Below are 20,958 nucleotides of genomic sequence, written 5' to 3'. Positions count from 1 at the left end.
AAAAACGAACTTCGTCTAAACTAGCGAGCAACAGCACCGCCGAGTTCTAAATTGGTTGGCCATGTCGTCACGGCGTTACCACCTAGATAGATATTGCCTTTGACCGTCATGGTGTCTGGAAACTCGGTAATGGCAGAGCCGCCAATATACAAATCACCGTCAATGACGATACCGTTTGGAAGTTCCGTCAAAGGAGTTCGAATGACGCTTAAGTCACCTTTTACTCTAAAGCCATTTGGAAGCCTCTGTAGTGGAGTATCTGTGAGATTAATAAATCCACCGACGCGCACACCTCTTGGCCAACTGGTGATTTGGCTGCCAATCAAGTCGGCGTAGCCCTTTATCTTAATGCCTGTAGGAACTCTTGTCAGTTGGCTGTTAGACGCTTTAAGACTGCCGTTCACTTCTAAACCTTTCGGTAAACGGGTAATTGCGGTGTTCTCTATATTTAGATTACCATCAACAATCAGGCCGCTAGGAAGTGATGTGTACGGCTTATTACGTAAATATAAGTTTCCGTAATTATCCAAATGGTTCAATATTTGATACTGATCGAGGGGTTCTGCTGCCACATTTGTTATGGTTAAATAACCAATAATAAGTGCAATTATTCGGATCATAACAAGCTTCTTTATTACGATAAACGATAACACTATAATGAAAAAATTATTCTCGCCTAGTGTTTTACTCATTTATTGGTAGGTAAAAAAGGAATAGAACGACAATGATAGGTAAATTTTGGGTTGGAACAAAGCGTCAAACTTTACAGGCTTTTATGCTTCTAACTTCTATGTGTTGTTCAATATCAGCGAATGCTAATAAAATAATATCAACGTCCGCAAAAGCAGCTGTGGTCGTCACTCAGAGTAGTTCACAGCAACGAGTTTGTTATTACAATGATAAGGCTTATAGCATAGGTGCTGTCGTTGAGGTTTCAGGAGTGGTGATTAAATGTACAGCGGAAAATGATTTTGAAACTAATGGGGCACTTGGTTGGGTTGAAATGATAAAAAAAGACGAGCAGTAAGCTCGCCTTTTTATTTGTATGAATATTGATGCTTATATTAACGCGCTAGAGAGCGAGTTTTAAGTTCAAAAATAATTTTTTCAGCGCTGACTTCAAATTTAAAGCGCGCTTGCAATTCAGTGCTATCTTCTGTCATCTCTGACGTTTCAAACTCAACATTGCTAGACACTTGTTTTGCTAACTCAACGTACTTAGCAAACTCAGCTTCAATAAGGGCTTTAGAGCTACCGTAAACCTTTACTTCAGCAACTTCGTCGCCTTCTTTAATGATAAAGCCGATTTCACCTGCACAACCGCAGGCTTCGCATACATCATTGTTACCGTTATCTTGGCTCATAAATAATCCTCTTACAAAATCTGAGGTTATTCTAACGAGCAATTTGAACGGTATCTACAAAAATTAAAATCTTTGAACTAATTTATACTGGTATGCTATGTTGTTTGTTTAGAGGTGAAATGAATATCAACATTCGCGACGCAAAATATGTATGTGATCTCCATCATGTTTTGTCGAAGATTAATGTTATTAATTTGTCAGAATATCATTCACTTAGTTGCACCAGGAATGATTTTATAAGACTATCTATCGCTTGATAGGTATTTATACAATGAATTTTTCGTTGGGTATTTCATATTCTAAGTAGTTATTTAAAATTGTAGACTTAGGATCGTAAGGTGATTATTCGAAGAATAATTAGACAAAGCGTCCAGAGAGGCGTCACTGTAGAATTATTCGTACATAGTATTTGTGTGAAATTAGTTATAAATACTTGCGAAAAAATACCTTGCTCACATAATGCTGATAACGATTTGCATTCTGACTTCATTTGATTGAGTTAGATGGATTTACAAAGAGAAGAGCCTGAATATGCCAAAGCGTAGTAAAGAAGATACAGAAATCACTATCCAGAAGATCATGGATGCCGTTGTAGACCAGTTGCTAAGGTTGGGTTACGACAAGATGTCATACACGACGTTGAGTCAGCAAACGGGCGTTTCTCGTACAGGTATAAGCCACCATTTTCCAAAGAAAACTGACTTTACAGCTGCACTAGACGGTCGTATTTTTAAGATGTTCATGGAACACATTGACTTTGAAAATGGTCTTGACGCATTTTCGGCTAGCTGGGTTAGCGCACTTGAAGACGCTGAATTCCTGGCTATCTTACGTCTACTTTTCCATCATATCGTTACAGCTGAAAGCGCGCACGAATTTGCTGCAAACGGTATTGATCGTCTATACAAACTGACGGAAACTCAGTTTGGTGAGACTAGCGGTAAAGAACTAGAGTGGTTGATTGGCAAGTCATTAATTCGTATGAGCCAATAATCAACACGCCATAAAAAAAGCTCCTGAGGGGGCTTTTTTTATGGCTGTAATTTCACTTTTCATTACTCTCCTCTAATGTATTGGTCTTGTTTTCGTCGGTTTACTTCCGTCTTGATAGCGTTTATTTCTTTTCTTTTTATATGCTTACGTTTTCCATGCCTTTACTAATAATGGTCAAATCTCCGTACCACCAACGGCTATGGTTCATATTTAGAGCCTCAAACGCTTAGGATGAGACGTTTTGGACTTTATTGCTATAGTTGCTAATAAAGTTGAGTTTGAGACGCGAGAGAGGCTATGAGCCAATAAAAAAGCCTCGAAAAAATCGAGGCTTAGTATGACTTAGTTGTTATTAAGAACGAATACTTGAAATGAGTAGGCCTTAAACCGAGCTTATTGAGCGGGGTGAACTTGAGGAAAACTCATGGTTGGGTGCTTTTCTACGATACTCTTATAGCCATATACATCCTCAATCATCGAAGGTCTAAGTGCCTCCCAAGGACTACCATCGCAAATCAAGTTCCCGTTTTTTAAGACTACCAATCTATCTGAGTATTGTGCGGCTAAGTTAAGATCATGTAGCACGACGATAACAGCAGCATTGTGATTGTCGGCTAACTCTCTCGCGATCTTTAAGGTGTTGTGCTGGTGGGCGAGATCCAGTGCAGACGTAGGCTCATCCAGCATTAATATGCATTGATCACCAGAATAGTGAAGCTGAGTTAACACTCGAGCCAAGTGAACTCGTTGTTTTTCACCGCCAGATAGAGAAGGGTAGAGCCTTTCACTTAAGTGAGTCACATCGGCAACATCCATTTTTTTGCTAGCAATGCTTTTGAGGTTTTTGTGGGATTCTTGCAGAGGGATTCCACCAAGTTCAACAACTTCATGTGCTAGGAAGGGGAAGGTTAACGTACTGTGTTGAGGAAGCATAGCCAGATGCTTTGCAAGCTTATGAGAAGGCCACTTGTCTTTAGTGTGTCCAAAATATTGGATATCACCGTTGCTTGATATTTCTTGGCACAAGGCTTTGAGTAGTGTACTTTTACCCGCGCCATTTGGCCCAAGCAGTGTGGTTACCTTTCCCGCTTCAACCTCAATAGAAACGCCATCTAATATCACTTTATTGCCGAACTTCACTTCGATATCGGTCGCTTTTAACGCTGAAGGAAACATTAAAGGATTCTCCCTTTCTGTTGAAATAGTAGGTACAGGAAGAACGGTGCGCCGATTATTGCGGTGACAATACCTACAGGTAGCTCTGCTGGAGCAAGTATCACGCGTGAGAACATGTCTGCGGCGGTTAACAGCAATGCACCTAAAACGGCAGATAAGGGCAGAAGAACTCGGTGATCGGGCCCTGCTAACATACGACCCAAGTGCGGGATTACTAATCCTATGAAACCGATCATCCCAGACAAACTAACCGTGATTCCTACGCCTGCGGCGGTCAGTAGAATCAACTTTCGTTTAAGTTTTTGTACTGGGATACCAAGGTGTTGCGCTTCTGACTCACCTAAGAGCAGGGCGTTCAGTGACATCGCTTGGCGGTAGAAAATAATAAACAATCCAACGAGCGTGACAGCAGCAAGTAAAATGCCAGACCACTTAGCACCCGCTAATGAACCCATTGACCATAATGAAAGGTCACGCAGCATTTGGTCATCAGCAATGAAATTCAAAAAGCCAATACCTGCGCCAGATAGTGCACTGATCGCTACACCCGCTAACAGCATGATGGTGACTGAAGTGCCAAATTTGCCTGTACCCAGCTTATACACCAATAGCGTAGTTAATGCGCCACCAAGAAAGGCGAAGACAGGGACCGCAGCAAAATTCATAAATGCTGGGTATTGGACGGAAATTTTTGAAAAAAGGACAATAGCTAATGCGGCACCCAATGCAGATCCGGCTGACACGCCAATGATTCCAGGCTCGGCAAGCGGGTTTCGAAATAAGCCCTGCATGACTGCGCCACATAAAGCGAGTATTGCGCCGATTAGCATGCACAATATCGTTCTGGGTAAGCGAATTTCTTGAATCACCAAATTGATGTGAGGTGCTAAGTCATTGTTTAGTTGGAGCAGGCTGGCTGCGCTGTCAGCCAAGCTAATGTTCATTGGCCCAACAGTGATCGAGTACAGCGCGACGAAGACTAAGGCAGTTCCTAGGCCTAACATCGATGTTTTCAGTGGGACGGATCGTAGCAACATAAAGGGCCTCAATGTCTATCACTAGCTTCAATACTGATCACCGACTTCGCAAAAAGCGAGACGGTGATGAGCATTAAGCAAGCAACAGTAGAAATAGGGTAGTCTAGTTATAGCGGGTAGATAAGTTATAACGGATAGATAAGTGCGTTTAATCGCTTCGCTTCAGAAAGGCTTTCAAGGCCAAGCCCTCCAACTAAAGCGCTGCCCTTCACAGTAATAATTTGCTTGTTCATGCCTGCTGGCGTCGCCGCTAGCATAGGTAACGATTTAAGAATGGCATCAGCGCCGCCAATTTTCTGGTAGCTACGTCCGCTCACTAAGATGACATCTGGCTGCATTTCTATCAGAGATTCCATCGACAATGGCTTGTAAGACGTTAGGCTTTTAGCTGCAGGGTTAACACCGCCAGCCAATTCAATGATCGCGTTTGGTGAAGTCTCACCACCGGCAACGTTCGCAGGGCGACCTTCATGCAACAACAGGAAAAGCACCTTCTTCGCTTCGTTGCTTGGTACTTGGTTTGCTTTCAGTGCTGCAATCTTCTGATTGACTTCGGCTTTAACTTTCTGTGAGTGTGCTTCGGTATGGGTAATCTTGGCGATTTGGTCTATTCGCTTTAATAGCCCTTCAACATTCGCTTCGGTATTGACGATCTCTACATCGACGCCCGCAGATTTCAATTGAGATATTGCGTTATCTGGCCCCATTTCATCTGAGCCAACCAGTGTTGTTGGCTGTAATGCTATCAAGCCTTCTGCTGACAGGTTTCGGTGATAACCAATCTTCGGCAGGTTCTCTGCTTGAGGGAAATGGCTTGTTACATCAATCGCCACTAACTGATCTTGAGCACCCAGCGCTAAAACTAATTCGGTAACAGCACTGCCCGCGCTGATGATTCGAGGTTGTTCTGTATCGTTGGCCATTGCTGCTGGCGCGGTCAGAGCCAAGCTCATCGCAGCGATTGATAGTAAATGCTTGTTGGTCTTTAATTTGTTGAACACGTTTAAGTCTTTCATAATAATTTCTTTATACTTTCTTTTGATGGAGAGTAATCGCGAAGACACTCGGTGAGCAGTCCGTTCGCATTGTGAGTCCGTATCGATAGAGAGGTTTAGCTCTGCTTCTTTGGTGTTAGTAATCAAGAGCCAAACCTCAAGAAGATTGAGTGTTGTCTAGCCATCTTCGGTGAGCAATTGGGTTGCAGGTATTCCATTCTCTTGAAGGAATGACAGCAACTTCACTAGGTTTTCAACGTTGGCTGCTTTATCTGCACCAATGATGATCGGCTTTTTATCCGCTGACCCCGTCTCTTCGAGTAAGGCAATTTTGAAGTTTTCCCAGTCGATGTACTCTCTGCCGTTAATCGCCCAGTAAGGTTCGTGGTCTAAGATATTGACGCTTATCGAATCTTTATGAACTTCAGAAACGTTCTTAATATCAGAGCTTGGTAGTTCGACTTCTAATGACTCCAACTTCACCGATGCTGTCAGAAGCAGGAAAACCATCACGATAAAAATGATGTCGAGCAGCGGTGTTAAATCTGGCGCTAAACTTTGTGTTTGAGATGAGTGGGGCGTTTTAATCATGCTTGGCTCACATCACCGACAGTGTTTACTGATGAGCCTTTAGTCTCGTCAGAGTGATTGGTTTGAATCGACATGCCTTCTAGCCACACATTCACATAGTTCAGAGTATGTTCTAGTTGAGCGAGCACTCGGTCGGCCCATAGCCCAAGTAGTTGAGCGCCAGAGATCGCAGGAAGCGCAATCATCAAGCCTGCCGCTGTGGTTCTCATTGCTAAGCCAAGGCCGTCAGCTAGATCGTTCGGTGTAATACTTCCTGTCGTAGCTGCTACACCTTTGAACATCTCAATAAGCCCAAGCACCGTACCAAGTAGGCCAATTAGCGGGCTAATTACGCCGATCAAACCAAGCAGCCTCAATCCAGCATGAAGCTGGTGGCGTTTTTCTTGAAGCCAAATCCCGGCCGCATCTTCACGTAATCCTTTTGAGAAAGAGTGGTGAGCAAGCAACATCGACACGCCCTTGTACAGTAGCGGTCGTTTACCTGAAATCGAATGAGCGAGTGCTTCAATCTCTTTACTGTTGGTTGGTGAGATCTGGTTGAGCTCGCGACGAATGACGCGTTTGCCAACACCAATGCTTAACATCACTTGGAAGACACGTTCAGCGATGATCATTGCTGTTAGTGCTGAACAGATGAGAAGAGGCCAAGTCATTAAGCCAAGTTGCTCTTGTAAGTAACTGATTTGTTGCATGATTAATCCAACCTAAAACGAACAGGTATTTGTACACGGTGAGCAATAGCTCGACCATTGACAGTGTGAGGTGAGAATTTCCATTGTTTAATGGCATCTAATGCGGCGTTGTCGAGCATTAGTGCGCCTGATGAATTTACTAATGCTTGTTTAATTTGTTTGCCTTCAGCGTCTAACCAGACCTCATAAGTTGCGACACCTTCAACGCCACGACGTCTCGCTTGGCGTGGGTAATTCGGTGGTGTCGGGCGTGAAGAAAAAGAGGGCTTAGTCACTAATACGGGCTCTTGGTTTGATACGCCTTGGTTTACTTCCTGAGGCTGGTTGGCAGATTCGTCCATATTCTTATCGACTTTCTTGTCGGCCAACTTTTCTGGTTGAGGCGTTGGTTTGGACTTTGGCTCTAGTTCTGGGCGTTTTTTCTTAACGACCTTTTTTTCTGTCACCGGTTTCTTTTCAACAACCTTTTTTTCTACCTTCTTGGATTGAGGCTTATTGGTGATCGCTTTTTTCTTCGGTGTCGGTTTGGCTTGCTTTGGTTCGACTGCCTTAGGTTCGACAGGCTTAGGTTCTGCTTGTGAGACGGTTTCTTTGATTGGCTCTGGTTCAACCGGGTCTGTGATGGTTTTTTGTTGAGCTTGAGAAGGCGTGCTCTTAGGCGTGAAGTTGATCGATACCGTGTTCGATTGGCTACCTGCAGGCATCGCGAATACTTTGGATTCTTGAGCGACAAACAATAGCGCTGCATGAATCACTAACGATGCACCGCCTGCAATAACATATCTAGGAACGTTCACTTTCAATCCTTTACCAAATCTAAAATCTGTACCGGATTATTGCTCAGAATCTAAATAAGATCAATTATCAATTGCATTATCATTTGCGTCTATTTATGATTCTCTCAGTTTTAGCGAATAGTCTTCCAGACTTTGCTATGTAAGTGTTTAGAGAGATTATATGAGTCTTGATATTTATAAATTTGACGAATCAATTCTGGGTGTTTCTAGCCCAGATCCGCTTCGTTTTGCGTTTGCGAAAAAGCATTCTGCACATGCCGGAGGAAGTTCAATTCCGGTCGACCCGAGCAAGAAGTTGGAGCTCTTTGATGAACTGATGCTAAGCGAAGGGAAAAAACAGGATAAGCGTTGCTTGTATATCCATATTCCTTTCTGTCGTGTGCGTTGTACGTTTTGTAACTTTTTCCAAAACGCCGCGAGCCGTAAATTAGTCGATGAGTACTTCGATGCATTGATGATTGAGTTAAAGCAAAAAGCCAAAACCCCTTGGGCTCAGTCTGGATTATTTCATGCCGTCTACATTGGTGGCGGAACACCTACTGATTTATCGCCTCAACAAGTAGAGCAATTAGGTAAGGCTATTCGCCAATATTTCCCACTAGCAAACGATGTTGAGATGACATTGGAAGGGCGCATCAATCGATTTGGCGACGAGATGTTTGATCGTGCGCTTGAAGGTGGCTTCAACCGTTTCTCATTCGGTATTCAAAGTTTTAATACTCAAGTGCGACGCAGTGCTAAGCGCCTAGATGACCGTGAGGTTGTGCTAGAACGTATCAGTGCTTTGAGTCGTACCGAGCAAGCGCCAATCGTTCTTGATCTGTTATACGGATTGCCATACCAGTCAATGGAAGTGTTCCAACAAGATTTAGAAGACTACATGTCTACTGGTGCACACGGTATTGATCTCTACCAACTGATTGTTGGGGGTAATGCTCCTATGCTTAATCTCGTTGAGAAAGGAAAAATTCCACCACCAGCGAATACGCCAGATAAAGCGAGCATGTACTTGGCGGGTGTCGAGTTCATGACAAAAAATAAGGTCAAGCAACTGAGTGTGAATCACTGGACTCGTGATAACCGCGAACGCAGCATTTACAACAGCTTAGCGAAAACCTATGCCGAGGTTCTTCCAATTGGTTGTGGTGCTGGTGGCAACATCGGTGGTCATGGAGTGATGCAACATCGAACTTTAGACAGCTACATGGAGTCTATAAAGCAAGGTCAATTACCTATTGCCATGATGACGAAGCAAAGCTCACTAGAGCCAATCTTCTCGACATTAAAGGCCGGTTTTGATTCTGGTGTTGTTAGAAGAAGTACGTTGCCGACCTTTATGGGACAAGACACTTTCGATTACTTGAAGCCTCTGTTCTCACATTGGGAGAAGAATGGTTTGGTTGAACTTTCAGAGAATTACCTGAGCCTGACTATTGCTGGTAGCTTCTGGGCAGTAAGCTTAGCTCAGAGTGTGATTCAAGTGCTTAACGCTGAATATCAAGCGATGCACCCTGCACCGAAAGCATCAGGTTCAGGCGTTCACCCGCATGCAAGTTTGAAGCACGCTTAATATCGAATTTTTAGTTTATAACTTACTCGTTTATACGGACACATATTCAATGACAGATACAACATTAGAAATGACACAAACCCTAGAACAACGTGTCGCACGTATTCTAGAAGAAGAACCAAAACTGCTTCCTACTGCGATTGCTGAGAAGCTAGGTGTTTCAGAAGTTGAAGTGGTTGCTGCTTTTCCAAACGACATGGCGGTAATGCTAGATGGCAGCCGTGCTCAAGAGATTCTAGAAGGTTTGGTTGGTTGGGGCCCTGTGACCACAATTATGCATTCATTCGGTTCAATCTTCGAAGTAAAAGCGCCTTTCCCTAAAGGTAAAGTCGCGCGTGGTTACTACAACTTGATGGGCAAAGAGGGCGAGCTTCATGGCCACCTGAAACTCGACAACATCAAACATGTTGGTTTGGTGAGCAAAGCGTTCATGGGTCGTGAAAGTCATTACTTCGGTTTCTTCAGTGAAACGGGCGAGAACATTTTTAAGATCTACCTAGGTCGCAATGAAAAGCGTGAGCTTATTGCCGACCAAGTAGAACGCTTCAAAGCACTAAAAGAACAAGCTTAAGCAGACTTAACGGCAAGCTTAAATAAGGTTGCCAACTCGTTTAAACAGAACATCAATGCTCGAGGATCGTTTAGTTCGCTAATGATCGCTCAACCTCGAGAAAAATAATAAATCAGAGAAAGTGAATAAAGGAATTACCCATGGAACAGCAAGTAAAACAAGAACGTCTACAAGGTCGCCTAGGTCCAGAAATTAAAGAATTTCGCCAAGAGCGCCGTACCCTTCAACTTGCAACGGTTGATGAAGAAGGTCGCCCGAACGTAAGTTACGCGCCTTTCGTTCAGAACCAAGAAGGTTACTTTATTCTAATTTCTGATATTGCTCGTCATGCTCGTAACTTGAAAGCAAACCCTCAAGTCTCTTTGATGATGATTGAAGACGAAGAGAGCTCGAAGCAGCTTTACGCACGTAAGCGTTTAACGTTTGATGCTCAGGCAAGTGTTGTAGAGCGTGAAACGGAGCTTTGGACTCAAGTGATCTGCCAGATGCAAGAGCGTTTCGGCGAGATCATCGATGGTCTGAGCCAGCTTCAAGATTTCTCTCTGTTCAACCTTAAAGCAGAGAACGGTCTGTTCGTTAAAGGCTTTGGTCAGGCATACCAAGTGTCAGGTGACGATCTGGTGGATTTCGTTCACCTACAAGAAGGCCACAAAAAAGTGTCTAACGAGTAACTTAGCTTAAGCTATTGTTTTAAGAGCCCTCTAATGTGAGGGCTTTTTTATGTCTAAATCAAAGAGTTTGCTATATTGGCATCTGATTAATATTTTGTGTGTAAGGATCGATACGTGAAACCAGTAAGTCGAGATTGGGATGAGTTCTGTTACCCATTTATTTATGAAGACAGTCCTATCTGTGATTTTGAAATTTTGTCGGATGAACTTTGTTGTCGTATTGGATTAGTACTGTCTTTAGACCTAGAGCCTCAGGTTCGTGAGATCTTGCAACGCTTGCAGCCGAACATTTATCACTTGAATGGTTCTGTGCGCGGTAAGCTCGCCATCACCGAATCTGAATTGGTCGATCTCAAGCAAGATTATCATCACATTCGCGATCAGCTAGAAGGTGGTTTCAAAGGGTTTGTCTTACCGGGCGGGCACCGAGTGTCCAGCGAGCTTCACTTATGTCGTTGTCAGGCTAAAAAAGTCGTGCGAGCCTTGGTGAGTATTGAGCATCATGAAAGTAAAAAATCGCCAGATCCGATTCTTTTTAAATACGCTAACTTAGTCGCGAACACACTCTATGCATTGGCGTCTTTTACCAATCATGTCAATGAAGTTGAAGAAGTGGAATTTGTGAGTAAGAGCTATTCTATGCCAAAGAAATCTTAAGGAAGAGTTCTACACTGATTTATCTCTGATGCTTAAGAAGCTAAACCATTAAGCATGATGCTAGGTTTAGCTTCTAAAATAGCGTCTAAGCAGCCGAAGATGCTTGGTTTAAAACTTTTGCACCGCGTAGCATGGCTTCGATTAATTCACCTGCATTGAACTTCTCAAGTGCTTCATGAGCCCCTACCTGATTGGCACGGTCGACACAGATCTCACTCGATAGTGAAGTATGCAAAATACAGTAAGCATGCCTCAGTGCGTTGTCGTTTTGTACTTCAAACGCAAGCTCATAACCATCGAGCCCCGGCATTTCGATATCGCTTACAAGAAGATCAATCGCATTACCTTTGCTAGCCTCTCGTCGCATCAGGTCGATTGCGTCTAACCCGTTGTTACAAATGCTATATGGGATGTTGATACTGTCTAAGGCATCAGACAGCTGCTTTCGCGCGATCAAAGAATCATCAACCAACAAGATATTCAGCGCTTTGAGGCGCTCTCTCTCGACATCGGTAAGCATCGGAATATGCGCATTTTCGTAATGTGGGTAGATTTTAGAAAGCAATAACTCCACATCGAGCATCTGCACGATACGATCTTCAAAACGTGTAATACCCGTAACAAATACATTGCGACCAACGCTGGTGGGCGGCGATTCAATGCTCTTCCAGTCACACTCAATGATCTTATCAATCGAACGAACCAAGAATGCAACAACGGTTCTTAAACAATCGGTGACGATGAGTACACAGCTTTGGTATTCAGCAGGGGTGATAGGACGAAAGCCAATCGCCGCAGACATATCAATGACAGGAACCGTAAGATCACGGATAGTGACGGTGCCAATGACGTGGTGATGAGAGTAGGGGATTTGGGTCATTGGTTGGAAAGGAACGATTTCTCTAACTTTAAGCGTGCCAATCGCAAAACTTTGAGTGAGGGATAACTTGAACATCAACATTCCCTGTGACTGACTCGCTTTACTGATTGTTTTAGCCATATGTGGCTCCTACTTAATACGCGCTTAACTTATAAGGATTAATTTAAAGGGAAATGGAAGCAGGGGCAAGTGACTAACCCGTTTTTAAGGGCCTTTAAGAGGGTTGTTTTCGGTTATAGAGTGAAGAATAGTGGTTCTTGGGTTAAAATCACGCTAAATGCGAGTTGCTGAACAATTTCTGTCGATGAAGCTAGTCGACGGGCAAATCGCGATAAACTGATCGTTAGAACTAGCAGTAACGAACTGACAGAAACAAACTGAGAATTATCATGGCAAGAAAAGCAGCAGCGCTTCACATTTTAGTGAAGCATAAAGAACAAGCAGAAGACATCATTAAACAGCTTAAGAAAGGCGCTAAGTTTCAAACACTAGCGAAGAAGCACTCTACTTGCCCATCGGGTAAAAAGGGAGGTGACTTAGGCGAGTTCCAAAAAGGTCAAATGGTGCCTCAGTTCGATAAGGTTTGTTTCTCTGGTGAGACGTTGGTACCACATCTGGTAAAAACAAAATTTGGTTGGCACGTGGTTAAGGTTCTTTACAGAACCTAGTGTAAGATATGTGTGCAATGGAATAAAAGGAGCGTATGTACGCTCCTTTTTTGTCACTTTTTGGCGTATTTAAAAGCATGATGGCTGAGTGTTCATCCCAGACGTTATGCGATAATTGGTGCTACGCCCTCAACTATCCGCCGTGACTAATTGATAGGAGGAGGAGGGGTTTTAATGAGTAAGTCATATAATAAATGCCATTCTTAAGGAAATTTATGCAGCTTTGCCTTTTAGCCTTGTCTTTATCTAGAAAGCTGTAAACAAGTTTGGTAGGAGAACAACATGGAGAGTTCAGCTATGTTAAGCAACCCAGCGACAGATGTCATATTGCATGCCTTTGACTGGTGTTACGCTGACGTAATGAAGAACGCCCCACTGATTCAAGAGTTGGGTTATAAATCGGTTTTAGTTTCACCAGCAATGAAGTCGTTACGCGGCCCCAAAGGTTGTGACCGAGAGTCTGGTACCGAATGGTGGCAACGTTATCAGCCACAAGACTATCGTGTGATTGATAATCAACTTGGCGACACGCAAGATTTCATCACGATGGTGAACACGTTAAAACAACATGGGCTTCGTACCTATGTGGACGTCGTGTTCAATCACATGGCCAACGAATCTGGCATCCGAGGTGATTTAACGTATCCCAATCAACAAGATATGGCATCCTACCAGCAAGATTCTGAGTATTACGAATCCATACGTTTGTTTGGTGATCTTTCTGAAACTCTGTTTGATGAAAACGACTTTGTAGAAGCGTTTGGTATTAAGAATTGGAAAGATACTTGGGAAGTACAAAATGGACGTATTACCGGTGGAGCGAGCGATCCCGGCTTACCAACGCTATTAGATAATGACAATGTGGTCGCGCAGCAAAGAGCTTATCTCAAAGCCTTGAAAGCTATTGGCGTGAAAGGTTTCCGTATTGATGCCGCAAAGCACATGACACTGTCACATCTGCGTAAGGTGTGGACTGATGACATCTGCGAAGAAATGCACATCTTTGGCGAGATCATTACTGATGGTGGTGCGACGGAAGAAGAGTATGAGTTGTTCCTTGAGCCATACCTCAAACACACTCGCTTAGGCGCTTATGATTTCCCGCTGTTCAATACCATTTTCAAAGCCTTTGAAGAGCAGGGCAGCTTTAAGTCTCTTATCAATCCGTACTGTTTTGGTCAGGCGCTATCGAACATGCGAGCCATTACGTTTGCTGTGACTCATGATATTCCAAACAACGAGGTGTTTTTGGAACATGTGATGGATGAAGTGGACGAACGATTGGCACATGCTTTCATTCTGGGTCGAGATGGCGGTGTACCGCTTGTTTACAGTGAGTTGAGCACAAGCGGTATTCTGGATCAGAACGGCCAGCCTCGATGGCTTAACGACTGGCAAGCGCCTTACATGAAAAATATGATTCAATTTCATAATCATGTTCATGGCGAAGCAATGCGTGTGGTTGAAGCGAATGATGATTTGTTGGTGTTTGTTCGTGGAGACAAAGGCATTGTGGTGATTAATAAATCTAAGCGATGTAAAACGGCATCACTAACTTGGACGGGTGATGTGACGGATTTATTGTCCGGTAACGTGTTTGAATGTGCAGACAAGGCTTTAACCATTAAGGTTGAACCTAACCAATGTATGATGTTGATTACTAATAGCTGATGGTTGCATTTAGGCTAAAATAGTTAGGAAATCAGAGGTTTGTAATTACTGATTCGCAAAAGAAAAGGCATGCTCAAATAATGATTGAGCATGCCTTTTTTGTTGGTTTCATCTTAGATGCAATCTTACACGGTAAATTTATTCAACAGTTCATCCTGCGCACGAACATTATCAGTTTGCACTTGCATTGCCGTATTCGCTTCTTGAGCTGAGTTTGATACTTGTGTTGAAAGGTCTTTGATCTTAACCGTGTTGTTATTGATCTCTTCCGCTACCAAGCTCTGTTCTTCTGCTGCTGAAGCAATCTGAATATTCATATCAGAGATACGCTGAATCGCGTCACGGATACGGTCAAGTGAAGAGTTCGCTTGCTGCGCGCGTTCAACGGCGTCAGTCGCAGTGTCTTTACTTTGGTTCATCGCGTTAGATACTGAGCTTGCGCCAGCTTGGAGCTGCTCGATCATGTTGCGGATTTCAGTTGTCGACTCTTGAGTACGTTGCGCCAGAGTACGAACTTCGTCGGCTACAACTGCGAAACCACGACCTGATTCACCCGCACGCGCGGCTTCAATCGCAGCGTTCAATGCCAGTAGGTTAGTTTGGTCAGCAATGTCGTTGATTACTTTAAGAATCGTTTCAATGTTTGCTGTTGCTGATTCAAGTACTTGTACTTCTGCAACGGCTTGGTCGATACGAGCTGAGAGGTTATCAATGGCTTGCGTGGTGTCACTTACTACTGAAGTACCGTCTAGTGTTGCTTCGTCAGCTTCACGAGCTGCTGCAGCCGCCCCTTGAGCGTTGTTTGCTACTTCTGTTGCAGTCACTGCCATTTCGTTCATTGCGGTTGCTAGCTGTTCAAGTTCTTGCAATTGCGTATTCATTGCGTTTGCTGATTCACCTGCACCTCTAACTGTGATTTCAGTACCACGCTTAATCTCAACGCCAATTGCTTTAGATTGAATGATTTGGCTTTGTAGGTTTTCGGTAAAGGTGTTGAAGCCTTTCGCTAGGTCAGAGAACTCTTTGTCTGTGTTGGTATCTAGGCGCTTAGTTAAGTCACCTTGTCCGCTTGCTACGTCCTGAATTGCTTCGTTAAGTGCATCAAGTGGGCGCATTAATACACGAATCAGAACCGTTAGTGCAATGATGCTGAGAATTACGGCAATCAACGAGTAAATCATCGAGCTGTTTTTCAGGTCTTCAACGGTTTGGAAAGCTATTGCTTCATCAACGATTGCCCCAATATACCAATCTTCACTTGGAATGTGAGTGAAGTTTACTAGGAACGTTTTGTCATCGACTTCAATTTCTTGAGAGCCTTCACGAATCGTAGCTTGTGGCATGTAGCTTGAGAGCATTTCACCATTGTTCTTTGCATTTGGGTGGGCGATGGTCGTACCGTCGGCTGTTACTAGGAATAGGTAACCTGCATCAAACAAGTTTACTTGATTTACTAGGGTCGCTAGGTTAGTCAGCTCTAAGTCGTAGAACATGCCAGCAGTGAAGCGGCCGTTGTCTTTTACGGGTGTACCTACTGAGATGATGACCTTTTTGCTTGATGCATCCACATAAGGAGCGGTAACTACTAAACTGTTTTTGGATTTAGCATCAATATACCAAGGGCGAATTCGTGGGTCGTAATCTGGGCCGGCTTCCCATCCGTCATCATTTTCAATGACGAAACCGTTTGCCTCATAGCCAAAACCAACTGCGAGAAAGCTATTTTTAAGCTTAGGCTTTTCTAGGATAGTTTTTACATAAGCATGATCTTGAGGAGCGATCTCGATGACTTCAGTTGTTGATTGAGCCAATGCTTTCTTGGCGTTCATTTCAGATACTACGGTGTTCTTAACACCTGAGACCATCTCATTAACGCTCGCACTGACGTGGTTTTCTACCGCACTTCTCACGGTGTAAAGTTGTTGTATTGAAAGCAATGATACTGTCACTAGCAGCAAGGCTGATGATGCAGCAACCACCTTATGGCTAAATTTCATTGAATTTTCCCCTTCTCACTGTCTTTGCGAAGATTAAAGTAAATATTGTTTCTGTGATTATATATATCGACGAGACTTGGATTTACTTGAATGTAATTTCACAAATCAGACCACAAAATACAACAACTCATACGATGTAAAATTCACTCTATTGCAAAATTACGAGTTTTAGTATTTTGTTCAATGAGTTGAAAACTTAAGCAAGCTTGAGTCTTTGGGAATTAATAATTTATTAATGAGGCGTTTATGAATATGGTTTTCTATTCAAATGAGAGGAGGGCAATAATGAATATGAAATTAAATGATATGCCGAATTTTATATATTGTTCAGATTATAACTTAAAAGACTAAGTATATTAATTATAAATAAAAAAGCCTCACAACAGTAAGGCTTTATAAATTACATATTTATCGTGCTACATCTAATTTAGAATATTAGATGGGCTACACCAGCAATGACCGGAAGCGTAATTAGAGTACGCAGAATAAAGATAATAAATAGCTCTAAGATGTTCACTGGGATCTTACTGCCTAGAAGTAAAGCACCTACTTCAGACATGTAAATCAGCTGAGTCACCGACATGGCTGCAATAACAAAGCGAGTCATCTCGTTGTCGATAGAGGCTGCAAGGATTGCTGGAATGAACATATCCGCAAAGCCAACAACGATCGTTTCAGAGGCTGCTACCGCTTCAGGCACACCAAGTAGCTCAAGGAAAGGAATGAAAGGCTGACCTAAAAATGAGAATACAGAGGTGTATTCAGCAATAACCAGTGCCATCGTACCTAAGCCCATAACAACAGGTAGTACACCAAAGACCATATCTACTGCGTTACGAACGCCTTCGCCAAATACAGACTTAGCCGACTTCACTTGTGATGCTTTGTTTACCGCTAGTTTAAGACCCCAAGAGAATGTTGAGTAACCAGCAGGAATTGCATCAGCGTCTTTGTGCGGCTTGCTACCATCGATGAAGGTGTCTTTCTTCATGCTTAGTGGTGGAAGGCGGGGGATGATTACCGCAGCCACAATACCCGCTAGACAGATAGCTGCATAGAAAGGTAGGAACAAGTGCTCTAACTCGACCTGAGCAATAACCACAAGGCTAAACGTGATAGAGACTGCAGAGAACGTCGTACCAACAACAGCCGCTTCACGCTGAGTATAGAATTTCTTCTCGTACTGCTTACTCGTTAGTAGGATACCAACACTGCCGTCACCTAACCAAGAAGCCATACAGTCGATAGCACTACGGCCTGGTAGGTTAAAGATTGGACGCATGATTTTACTTAATAATGTGCCAAAAAGTTCTAGTAAACCGAAGTTAAGTAGAAGAGGTAGTAGCAAACCTGCAAAGATAAATACCGAGAACAGGGTTGGAAGTAGGCCTTCTAGCACTAAGCCGCCAGTGTTCTCTTCCCAAATAAACTCAGGACCGATTTGGAAAAATGCCATGAATGCGGCAGCACCACCAATCATACGAACCAGCAACCAAAGTGGAGATGGGTTGAAAAGGCCGTTTAAAAATGAACTTGATGTGATGAATGCTGGCTTGAAAATGGAGCTTAAAACGGAAGCTACAGACATGAAAGCAACGATTGCAGTGATAATTGCTACTAGAGACTCACCGAAAACCGCTTGAATTGACTTGGCTAAGATAGCAACAGGGATGGTTAGATCGCCTTGGTAGCTAATTGGTGCCATGAAAAGGAATAAACCAATCAATGATGGGATTAAGAAAACCCAGAAACTGCCTTTAGATTTCTCTGGTTGAGCAGTATTCGTGTTGTTAGACATGTTAATTGTTCTCGTATTTCTACATGTAAAAAAGCCATATCCTTGGCATTTTATTCTCTAAACATCCGTATTTTCTCATTGGCTGCAAGATTACCCAGTATTGATAGTTCTTGCAATACTATTCATCAAATACCGCTAAATATTCAAACTGGATATTCTGAAACTCATTAATAGTTTAGAATAAAGTGTTGCGGATGTTACGTAGTTTAAGAATATATTGCCAGATATTTATAAGTTGGCCTGTGTTTCAGTTCGATAGGTAAGATAGAGCCAATAGATAAACGCAATAATGAAAGCAAAAGAGGCAGGGAAAGCCAGTGCCAAAATTTCAAAGCGCTGGAATAGACAAGCTCCGGTTAAGCCACCAAATAAAAAGCCAACCACAATGAACATCAGTAGCTTGCCTTTGCGACGGTCAAAAGGCACTCCCTTTAAGCCTGCCCCTATCATTATCCCGAGATCTGTGATGATACCGCTCATGTGCGTTGTTCTAATGATCGCGCCACTGTAGGTCGTGATCATAGCGTTCTGCAAGCCACATGCTGCTGAAGCGAAGTATTGGCCTGACGTGTAGCCTTGTAACAGTGCCCATAGTGATAAGAATAGCAATCCGCCTTCGATACACAGAGCGACACCATAGCGACGTCCTAGTTTCAATGCTTGATTCTCAATAAAGAACCCACTGAACGCGGCACCCAACATAAAGCTCATAACAACCAACAAAAGATGTATAGATGCAGACGTTGGGGTGAGTAAGCTACTGCCCAACAAAGACATGGTGCCCGATATGTGTGAGATGGCTTGGTGTTGGAAGCCGAGCAGCCCAATAGCGTTAACGCTGCCAGCAAGGCCCGCTAACAGTAAAGCGCCGTATTCAACCCAGCGAGGTAGCTTTGAAATCATGTGGTTCATTCCGGGTTAAAAGAGGAGCAAGATTATAACGCTAGCAAAAAGATACGCTAGCGTTGTCTAGCCATCATATTTGATCTTAGGCAACAGTATTGCATTTGCTTCTAGCATAGCAGTTTGTCGAAACATTACTGTTAGCTGTACTGGTTCATTTGATGTTCAAACTTAACCCAGCCATGTTTTCTTTCCTCGTAAACTGAAAAGCTCGGTAGCGGGAAATCTTGTTCTTTAAATAATCCTAGCGGGACGATGTAAAAATCGGCGGCGGCAACGGATTGTAAAAGCATGGTAGTGCCGCACTTAGGGCAAAATTGATAGGTGACTTCATTACCAGTGTCACTTATGCGAGAAAAACGAGTCACCTCTCCGTTTAATGTCACTTGATCTAATGGGTATCGAGCTTGAACTCCAAATACACTTCCAGTTCGTTTCTGGCATTCGTAGCAGTGACAAATAGAGGTTTTTTGAGGTTCACCTCTGCATACTAGGTTGACTGCTCCACAGCGGCATTCGCAACTTCTGATATTTCTATTTTTAATATGATTGATATCCATCCATGCTCCACTTCTGGTTAACCCTGTATTGATAATTATACTAAAGCCATTTATGGTCTGCACAACTGGATGAAAACAAAAGAATATAATTGCTCATGAAAAAGAAAATCTTACCAATACCTCTGATTTTACTGATTCCCATTGTCATGCTAGTAGTGGTGATCTTGGCGGGTATTTATCGCTTTAGCTTAAGTGATGAAGAGATCTTGGCGAAGTTTCCTTCATCTCAAGTCACTTATGACTCTTTGGTTGAAGAAGTTTTTGATTTGAAGACGACCAATCCATGGACAATTAAAGTGCCTGAAACCAACGCATTTGCTTTTATCAAGGAATTGGATACAACAAGATCAATTGCTTTTGGTCGTTACGATTCGGGAGCAGAACGTGGTGTGGTGACGGTCGACACTAAAAATCTTTCAGGTGTTACGTTAGGGCAGGCGAACTTCTTTGTTTCACCTATGTGGGTGTCGAATCAAGGTAGCGGCGTATTTTACTACCTAGGTCTGTTTAAACACGATAAACAACGAAGCCGAGTTGTGTTGGTCGATCAACTTTTTTTGGGTGATCGCATACAGATTCAAACTTTAGAAGTGACGAATGCACAAAATCTTCAAACGGAAAATAAACTCACTGGGGAAGGTTTTATCGGCTTTACTCAGCATTCTTTGGAACAATCATTTACAGAACCACCTTCTGAAAAGGTATTAATGAGCTTTTCTTTTGATACGCAATCAATTGGTAAGCAATAAGGTTTTTGTTCGCGCAAGGATCTGTTGTTTATGTGAGCCAAATTACATATTATCTTAAATAGATGAATGAAATTTAGACACACTTTGCTTTGTGTCTGCTTATTTTTACAAATGGAGCTTGCGAATGATTAATAAACGTTTTTTTAAGACGAAAGATGAAGTGGAAGTGACTTTTGAGCTAGAAGCTCAAGAAGCGAATTCAGTATCCATCGTTGCCGACTTTCTTGATTGGAAGGCGACGCCAATGAAAAAATTGGCAAAAGGTAAAGTTTACAAATTTAAAACTCGTTTGCCTAAAAATGGTGAATTTCAATTCCGTTACCTAGTTGATGACCAACAATGGGTGAATGATGCGGATGCAGATCGCTATATTGCGAATGAGTTTGGTGAAGATAATTGTCTAGTTTCGACAGTTAACGCCTAACGACGGCATCTTACGTTTTGCTTATTTTTCGGGAAGGAGGCGTTGTTGTTCTAGGTACTTCTTTTACTTAAATAAACAACTAATTCGCTTCGGTTATTAATCAAGCGAAACGGAATAACGTAAATCAATAAAAAGCAGAAGCTAGCCGTTTCTGCTTTTTTGTTTCCAAAATCAGCGGTTAATTTTTTCATAAA

23 protein-coding genes are annotated in these 20,958 nt (G+C 42.8%); 10 read left to right on the top strand and 13 right to left on the bottom strand.

The genetic code is table 11. The features are described from left to right. Window positions 1-20 precede the first annotated feature (20 nt). Window positions 21-620 carry a hypothetical protein gene (locus IQO02_RS17005; RefSeq protein ID WP_010431249.1) on the bottom strand — a complete coding sequence of 200 codons (600 nt, stop codon included), beginning with the start codon at window positions 618-620 and terminating at the stop codon, window positions 21-23. A 104-nt stretch (window positions 621-724) separates the two neighbouring features. Between IQO02_RS17005 and IQO02_RS17000 the strand changes: the two genes are divergently transcribed. Next, window positions 725-1,027 carry a DUF1496 domain-containing protein gene (locus IQO02_RS17000; protein WP_102282451.1) on the top strand — a complete coding sequence of 101 codons (303 nt, stop codon included), beginning with the start codon at window positions 725-727 and terminating at the stop codon, window positions 1,025-1,027. A 37-nt stretch (window positions 1,028-1,064) separates the two neighbouring features. On the opposite strand, the gene IQO02_RS16995 is transcribed toward IQO02_RS17000, so the two are convergent. Next, a complete protein-coding gene (locus tag IQO02_RS16995; RefSeq protein ID WP_010431242.1) occupies window positions 1,065-1,364 on the bottom strand; it encodes a YfcZ/YiiS family protein in 300 nt (99 codons plus the stop codon). A gap of 531 nt (window positions 1,365-1,895) precedes the next feature. Between IQO02_RS16995 and IQO02_RS16990 the strand changes: the two genes are divergently transcribed. Beyond that, complete coding sequence (locus IQO02_RS16990; RefSeq protein ID WP_010431239.1) at window positions 1,896-2,357, top strand: TetR/AcrR family transcriptional regulator; 462 nt, start codon at window positions 1,896-1,898, stop codon at window positions 2,355-2,357. Window positions 2,358-2,750: 393 nt separating this feature from the next. Here IQO02_RS16990 and IQO02_RS16985 read toward each other — a convergent pair whose 3' ends face one another. The 6 genes from IQO02_RS16985 to IQO02_RS16960 form a co-directional block, all read right to left on the bottom strand. Continuing rightward, complete coding sequence (locus IQO02_RS16985) at window positions 2,751-3,533, bottom strand: heme ABC transporter ATP-binding protein (protein ID WP_016768807.1); 783 nt, start codon at window positions 3,531-3,533, stop codon at window positions 2,751-2,753. Further along, entirely contained in the window at window positions 3,533-4,570 is a 1,038-nt protein-coding gene (locus IQO02_RS16980; protein ID WP_016768806.1) for a FecCD family ABC transporter permease, read from the bottom strand. The genes IQO02_RS16985 and IQO02_RS16980 overlap by 1 nt, the downstream gene beginning before the upstream one ends. 125 nt (window positions 4,571-4,695) lie before the next feature. Further along, window positions 4,696-5,586, bottom strand: a complete 891-nt coding sequence (locus IQO02_RS16975) for a heme/hemin ABC transporter substrate-binding protein (RefSeq protein WP_102282450.1) — start codon at window positions 5,584-5,586, stop codon at window positions 4,696-4,698. A gap of 156 nt (window positions 5,587-5,742) precedes the next feature. Then, complete coding sequence (locus tag IQO02_RS16970) at window positions 5,743-6,156, bottom strand: ExbD/TolR family protein (RefSeq protein WP_010431228.1); 414 nt, start codon at window positions 6,154-6,156, stop codon at window positions 5,743-5,745. Further along, entirely contained in the window at window positions 6,153-6,848 is a 696-nt protein-coding gene (locus tag IQO02_RS16965) for a MotA/TolQ/ExbB proton channel family protein (RefSeq protein ID WP_102282449.1), read from the bottom strand. The genes IQO02_RS16970 and IQO02_RS16965 overlap by 4 nt, the downstream gene beginning before the upstream one ends. Window positions 6,849-6,850: 2 nt before the next feature. Next, the gene (locus IQO02_RS16960) at window positions 6,851-7,645 is read right to left on the bottom strand and encodes an energy transducer TonB (RefSeq protein ID WP_065100048.1); all 795 of its coding nucleotides are present in this window, start codon (window positions 7,643-7,645) and stop codon (window positions 6,851-6,853) included. A 160-nt stretch (window positions 7,646-7,805) separates the two neighbouring features. Between IQO02_RS16960 and hutW the strand changes: the two genes are divergently transcribed. The 4 genes from hutW (at window position 7,806) to IQO02_RS16940 (ending at window position 11,114) form a co-directional block, all read left to right on the top strand. Further along, entirely contained in the window at window positions 7,806-9,215 is a 1,410-nt protein-coding gene (gene hutW / locus IQO02_RS16955; RefSeq protein WP_016789885.1) for a heme anaerobic degradation radical SAM methyltransferase ChuW/HutW, read from the top strand. Between the two features lie 49 nt (window positions 9,216-9,264). Continuing rightward, complete coding sequence (gene hutX, locus IQO02_RS16950) at window positions 9,265-9,786, top strand: heme utilization cystosolic carrier protein HutX (protein WP_010431218.1); 522 nt, start codon at window positions 9,265-9,267, stop codon at window positions 9,784-9,786. A gap of 140 nt (window positions 9,787-9,926) precedes the next feature. Continuing rightward, window positions 9,927-10,457, top strand: a complete 531-nt coding sequence (gene hutZ, locus IQO02_RS16945; protein ID WP_010431215.1) for a heme utilization protein HutZ — start codon at window positions 9,927-9,929, stop codon at window positions 10,455-10,457. 114 nt (window positions 10,458-10,571) lie between these two features. Beyond that, window positions 10,572-11,114, top strand: a complete 543-nt coding sequence (locus tag IQO02_RS16940) for an ATP:cob(I)alamin adenosyltransferase (protein ID WP_016788095.1) — start codon at window positions 10,572-10,574, stop codon at window positions 11,112-11,114. Between the two features lie 85 nt (window positions 11,115-11,199). On the opposite strand, the gene IQO02_RS16935 is transcribed toward IQO02_RS16940, so the two are convergent. After that, complete coding sequence (locus IQO02_RS16935; RefSeq protein ID WP_046209095.1) at window positions 11,200-12,114, bottom strand: chemotaxis protein; 915 nt, start codon at window positions 12,112-12,114, stop codon at window positions 11,200-11,202. Between the two features lie 269 nt (window positions 12,115-12,383). Between IQO02_RS16935 and ppiC the strand changes: the two genes are divergently transcribed. Both ppiC and IQO02_RS16925 read left to right on the top strand, forming a co-directional pair. Next, window positions 12,384-12,662: a peptidylprolyl isomerase PpiC gene (ppiC, locus tag IQO02_RS16930; protein ID WP_010431207.1), complete on the top strand. Its 279-nt coding sequence runs from the start codon at window positions 12,384-12,386 to the stop codon at window positions 12,660-12,662. 282 nt (window positions 12,663-12,944) lie between these two features. Further along, window positions 12,945-14,333 carry an alpha-amylase family glycosyl hydrolase gene (locus IQO02_RS16925; RefSeq protein ID WP_010431206.1) on the top strand — a complete coding sequence of 463 codons (1,389 nt, stop codon included), beginning with the start codon at window positions 12,945-12,947 and terminating at the stop codon, window positions 14,331-14,333. A gap of 125 nt (window positions 14,334-14,458) precedes the next feature. On the opposite strand, the gene IQO02_RS16920 is transcribed toward IQO02_RS16925, so the two are convergent. The 4 genes from IQO02_RS16920 to IQO02_RS16905 all read right to left on the bottom strand — a co-directional run bounded on the left by IQO02_RS16920 (window position 14,459) and on the right by IQO02_RS16905 (window position 19,654). Continuing rightward, complete coding sequence (locus tag IQO02_RS16920) at window positions 14,459-16,330, bottom strand: methyl-accepting chemotaxis protein (RefSeq protein ID WP_010431204.1); 1,872 nt, start codon at window positions 16,328-16,330, stop codon at window positions 14,459-14,461. A gap of 427 nt (window positions 16,331-16,757) precedes the next feature. Further along, window positions 16,758-18,128 (bottom strand): YjiH family protein, encoded by a 1,371-nt coding sequence (locus tag IQO02_RS16915; protein ID WP_010431202.1) that lies wholly within the window; start codon window positions 18,126-18,128, stop codon window positions 16,758-16,760. Between the two features lie 228 nt (window positions 18,129-18,356). Then, entirely contained in the window at window positions 18,357-19,031 is a 675-nt protein-coding gene (locus IQO02_RS16910) for a YoaK family protein (protein WP_010431200.1), read from the bottom strand. A 140-nt stretch (window positions 19,032-19,171) separates the two neighbouring features. After that, window positions 19,172-19,654 (bottom strand): GFA family protein, encoded by a 483-nt coding sequence (locus tag IQO02_RS16905; protein WP_171341986.1) that lies wholly within the window; start codon window positions 19,652-19,654, stop codon window positions 19,172-19,174. Between the two features lie 32 nt (window positions 19,655-19,686). Here IQO02_RS16905 and IQO02_RS16900 point away from each other — a divergent pair, with 32 nt between their 5' ends. Beyond that, window positions 19,687-20,340, top strand: a complete 654-nt coding sequence (locus IQO02_RS16900; protein WP_010431197.1) for a hypothetical protein — start codon at window positions 19,687-19,689, stop codon at window positions 20,338-20,340. A gap of 124 nt (window positions 20,341-20,464) precedes the next feature. Further along, complete coding sequence (locus tag IQO02_RS16895) at window positions 20,465-20,764, top strand: isoamylase early set domain-containing protein (RefSeq protein WP_010431194.1); 300 nt, start codon at window positions 20,465-20,467, stop codon at window positions 20,762-20,764. Window positions 20,765-20,958: the final 194 nt, after the last annotated feature.

The sequence above is a fragment of the Vibrio sp. OPT24 genome (assembly GCF_015163545.1).
Lineage (GTDB): Bacteria > Pseudomonadota > Gammaproteobacteria > Enterobacterales > Vibrionaceae > Vibrio > Vibrio cyclitrophicus.
The sequence above is the reverse complement of the archived record's forward strand: the minus strand, read 5'-3'. Positions and strand labels throughout refer to the sequence as shown.

Excerpts from the sequence above, each read along its gene's own strand:
- IQO02_RS17005 (WP_010431249.1), bottom strand. The coding sequence starts at position 620 with ATGATCCGAATAATTGCACTTATTATTGGTTATTTAACCATAACAAAT.
- IQO02_RS17000 (WP_102282451.1), top strand. The coding sequence starts at position 725 with ATGATAGGTAAATTTTGGGTTGGAACAAAGCGTCAAACTTTACAGGCT.
- IQO02_RS16995 (WP_010431242.1), bottom strand. The coding sequence starts at position 1,364 with ATGAGCCAAGATAACGGTAACAATGATGTATGCGAAGCCTGCGGTTGT.
- IQO02_RS16990 (WP_010431239.1), top strand. The coding sequence starts at position 1,896 with ATGCCAAAGCGTAGTAAAGAAGATACAGAAATCACTATCCAGAAGATC.
- IQO02_RS16985 (WP_016768807.1), bottom strand. The coding sequence starts at position 3,533 with ATGTTTCCTTCAGCGTTAAAAGCGACCGATATCGAAGTGAAGTTCGGC.
- IQO02_RS16980 (WP_016768806.1), bottom strand. The coding sequence starts at position 4,570 with ATGTTGCTACGATCCGTCCCACTGAAAACATCGATGTTAGGCCTAGGA.
- IQO02_RS16975 (WP_102282450.1), bottom strand. The coding sequence starts at position 5,586 with ATGAAAGACTTAAACGTGTTCAACAAATTAAAGACCAACAAGCATTTA.
- IQO02_RS16970 (WP_010431228.1), bottom strand. The coding sequence starts at position 6,156 with ATGATTAAAACGCCCCACTCATCTCAAACACAAAGTTTAGCGCCAGAT.
- IQO02_RS16965 (WP_102282449.1), bottom strand. The coding sequence starts at position 6,848 with ATGCAACAAATCAGTTACTTACAAGAGCAACTTGGCTTAATGACTTGG.
- hutW (WP_016789885.1), top strand. The coding sequence starts at position 7,806 with ATGAGTCTTGATATTTATAAATTTGACGAATCAATTCTGGGTGTTTCT.
- hutX (WP_010431218.1), top strand. The coding sequence starts at position 9,265 with ATGACAGATACAACATTAGAAATGACACAAACCCTAGAACAACGTGTC.
- hutZ (WP_010431215.1), top strand. The coding sequence starts at position 9,927 with ATGGAACAGCAAGTAAAACAAGAACGTCTACAAGGTCGCCTAGGTCCA.
- IQO02_RS16935 (WP_046209095.1), bottom strand. The coding sequence starts at position 12,114 with ATGGCTAAAACAATCAGTAAAGCGAGTCAGTCACAGGGAATGTTGATG.
- ppiC (WP_010431207.1), top strand. The coding sequence starts at position 12,384 with ATGGCAAGAAAAGCAGCAGCGCTTCACATTTTAGTGAAGCATAAAGAA.
- IQO02_RS16925 (WP_010431206.1), top strand. The coding sequence starts at position 12,945 with ATGGAGAGTTCAGCTATGTTAAGCAACCCAGCGACAGATGTCATATTG.
- IQO02_RS16920 (WP_010431204.1), bottom strand. The coding sequence starts at position 16,330 with ATGAAATTTAGCCATAAGGTGGTTGCTGCATCATCAGCCTTGCTGCTA.
- IQO02_RS16915 (WP_010431202.1), bottom strand. The coding sequence starts at position 18,128 with ATGTCTAACAACACGAATACTGCTCAACCAGAGAAATCTAAAGGCAGT.
- IQO02_RS16910 (WP_010431200.1), bottom strand. The coding sequence starts at position 19,031 with ATGATTTCAAAGCTACCTCGCTGGGTTGAATACGGCGCTTTACTGTTA.
- IQO02_RS16900 (WP_010431197.1), top strand. The coding sequence starts at position 19,687 with ATGAAAAAGAAAATCTTACCAATACCTCTGATTTTACTGATTCCCATT.
- IQO02_RS16895 (WP_010431194.1), top strand. The coding sequence starts at position 20,465 with ATGATTAATAAACGTTTTTTTAAGACGAAAGATGAAGTGGAAGTGACT.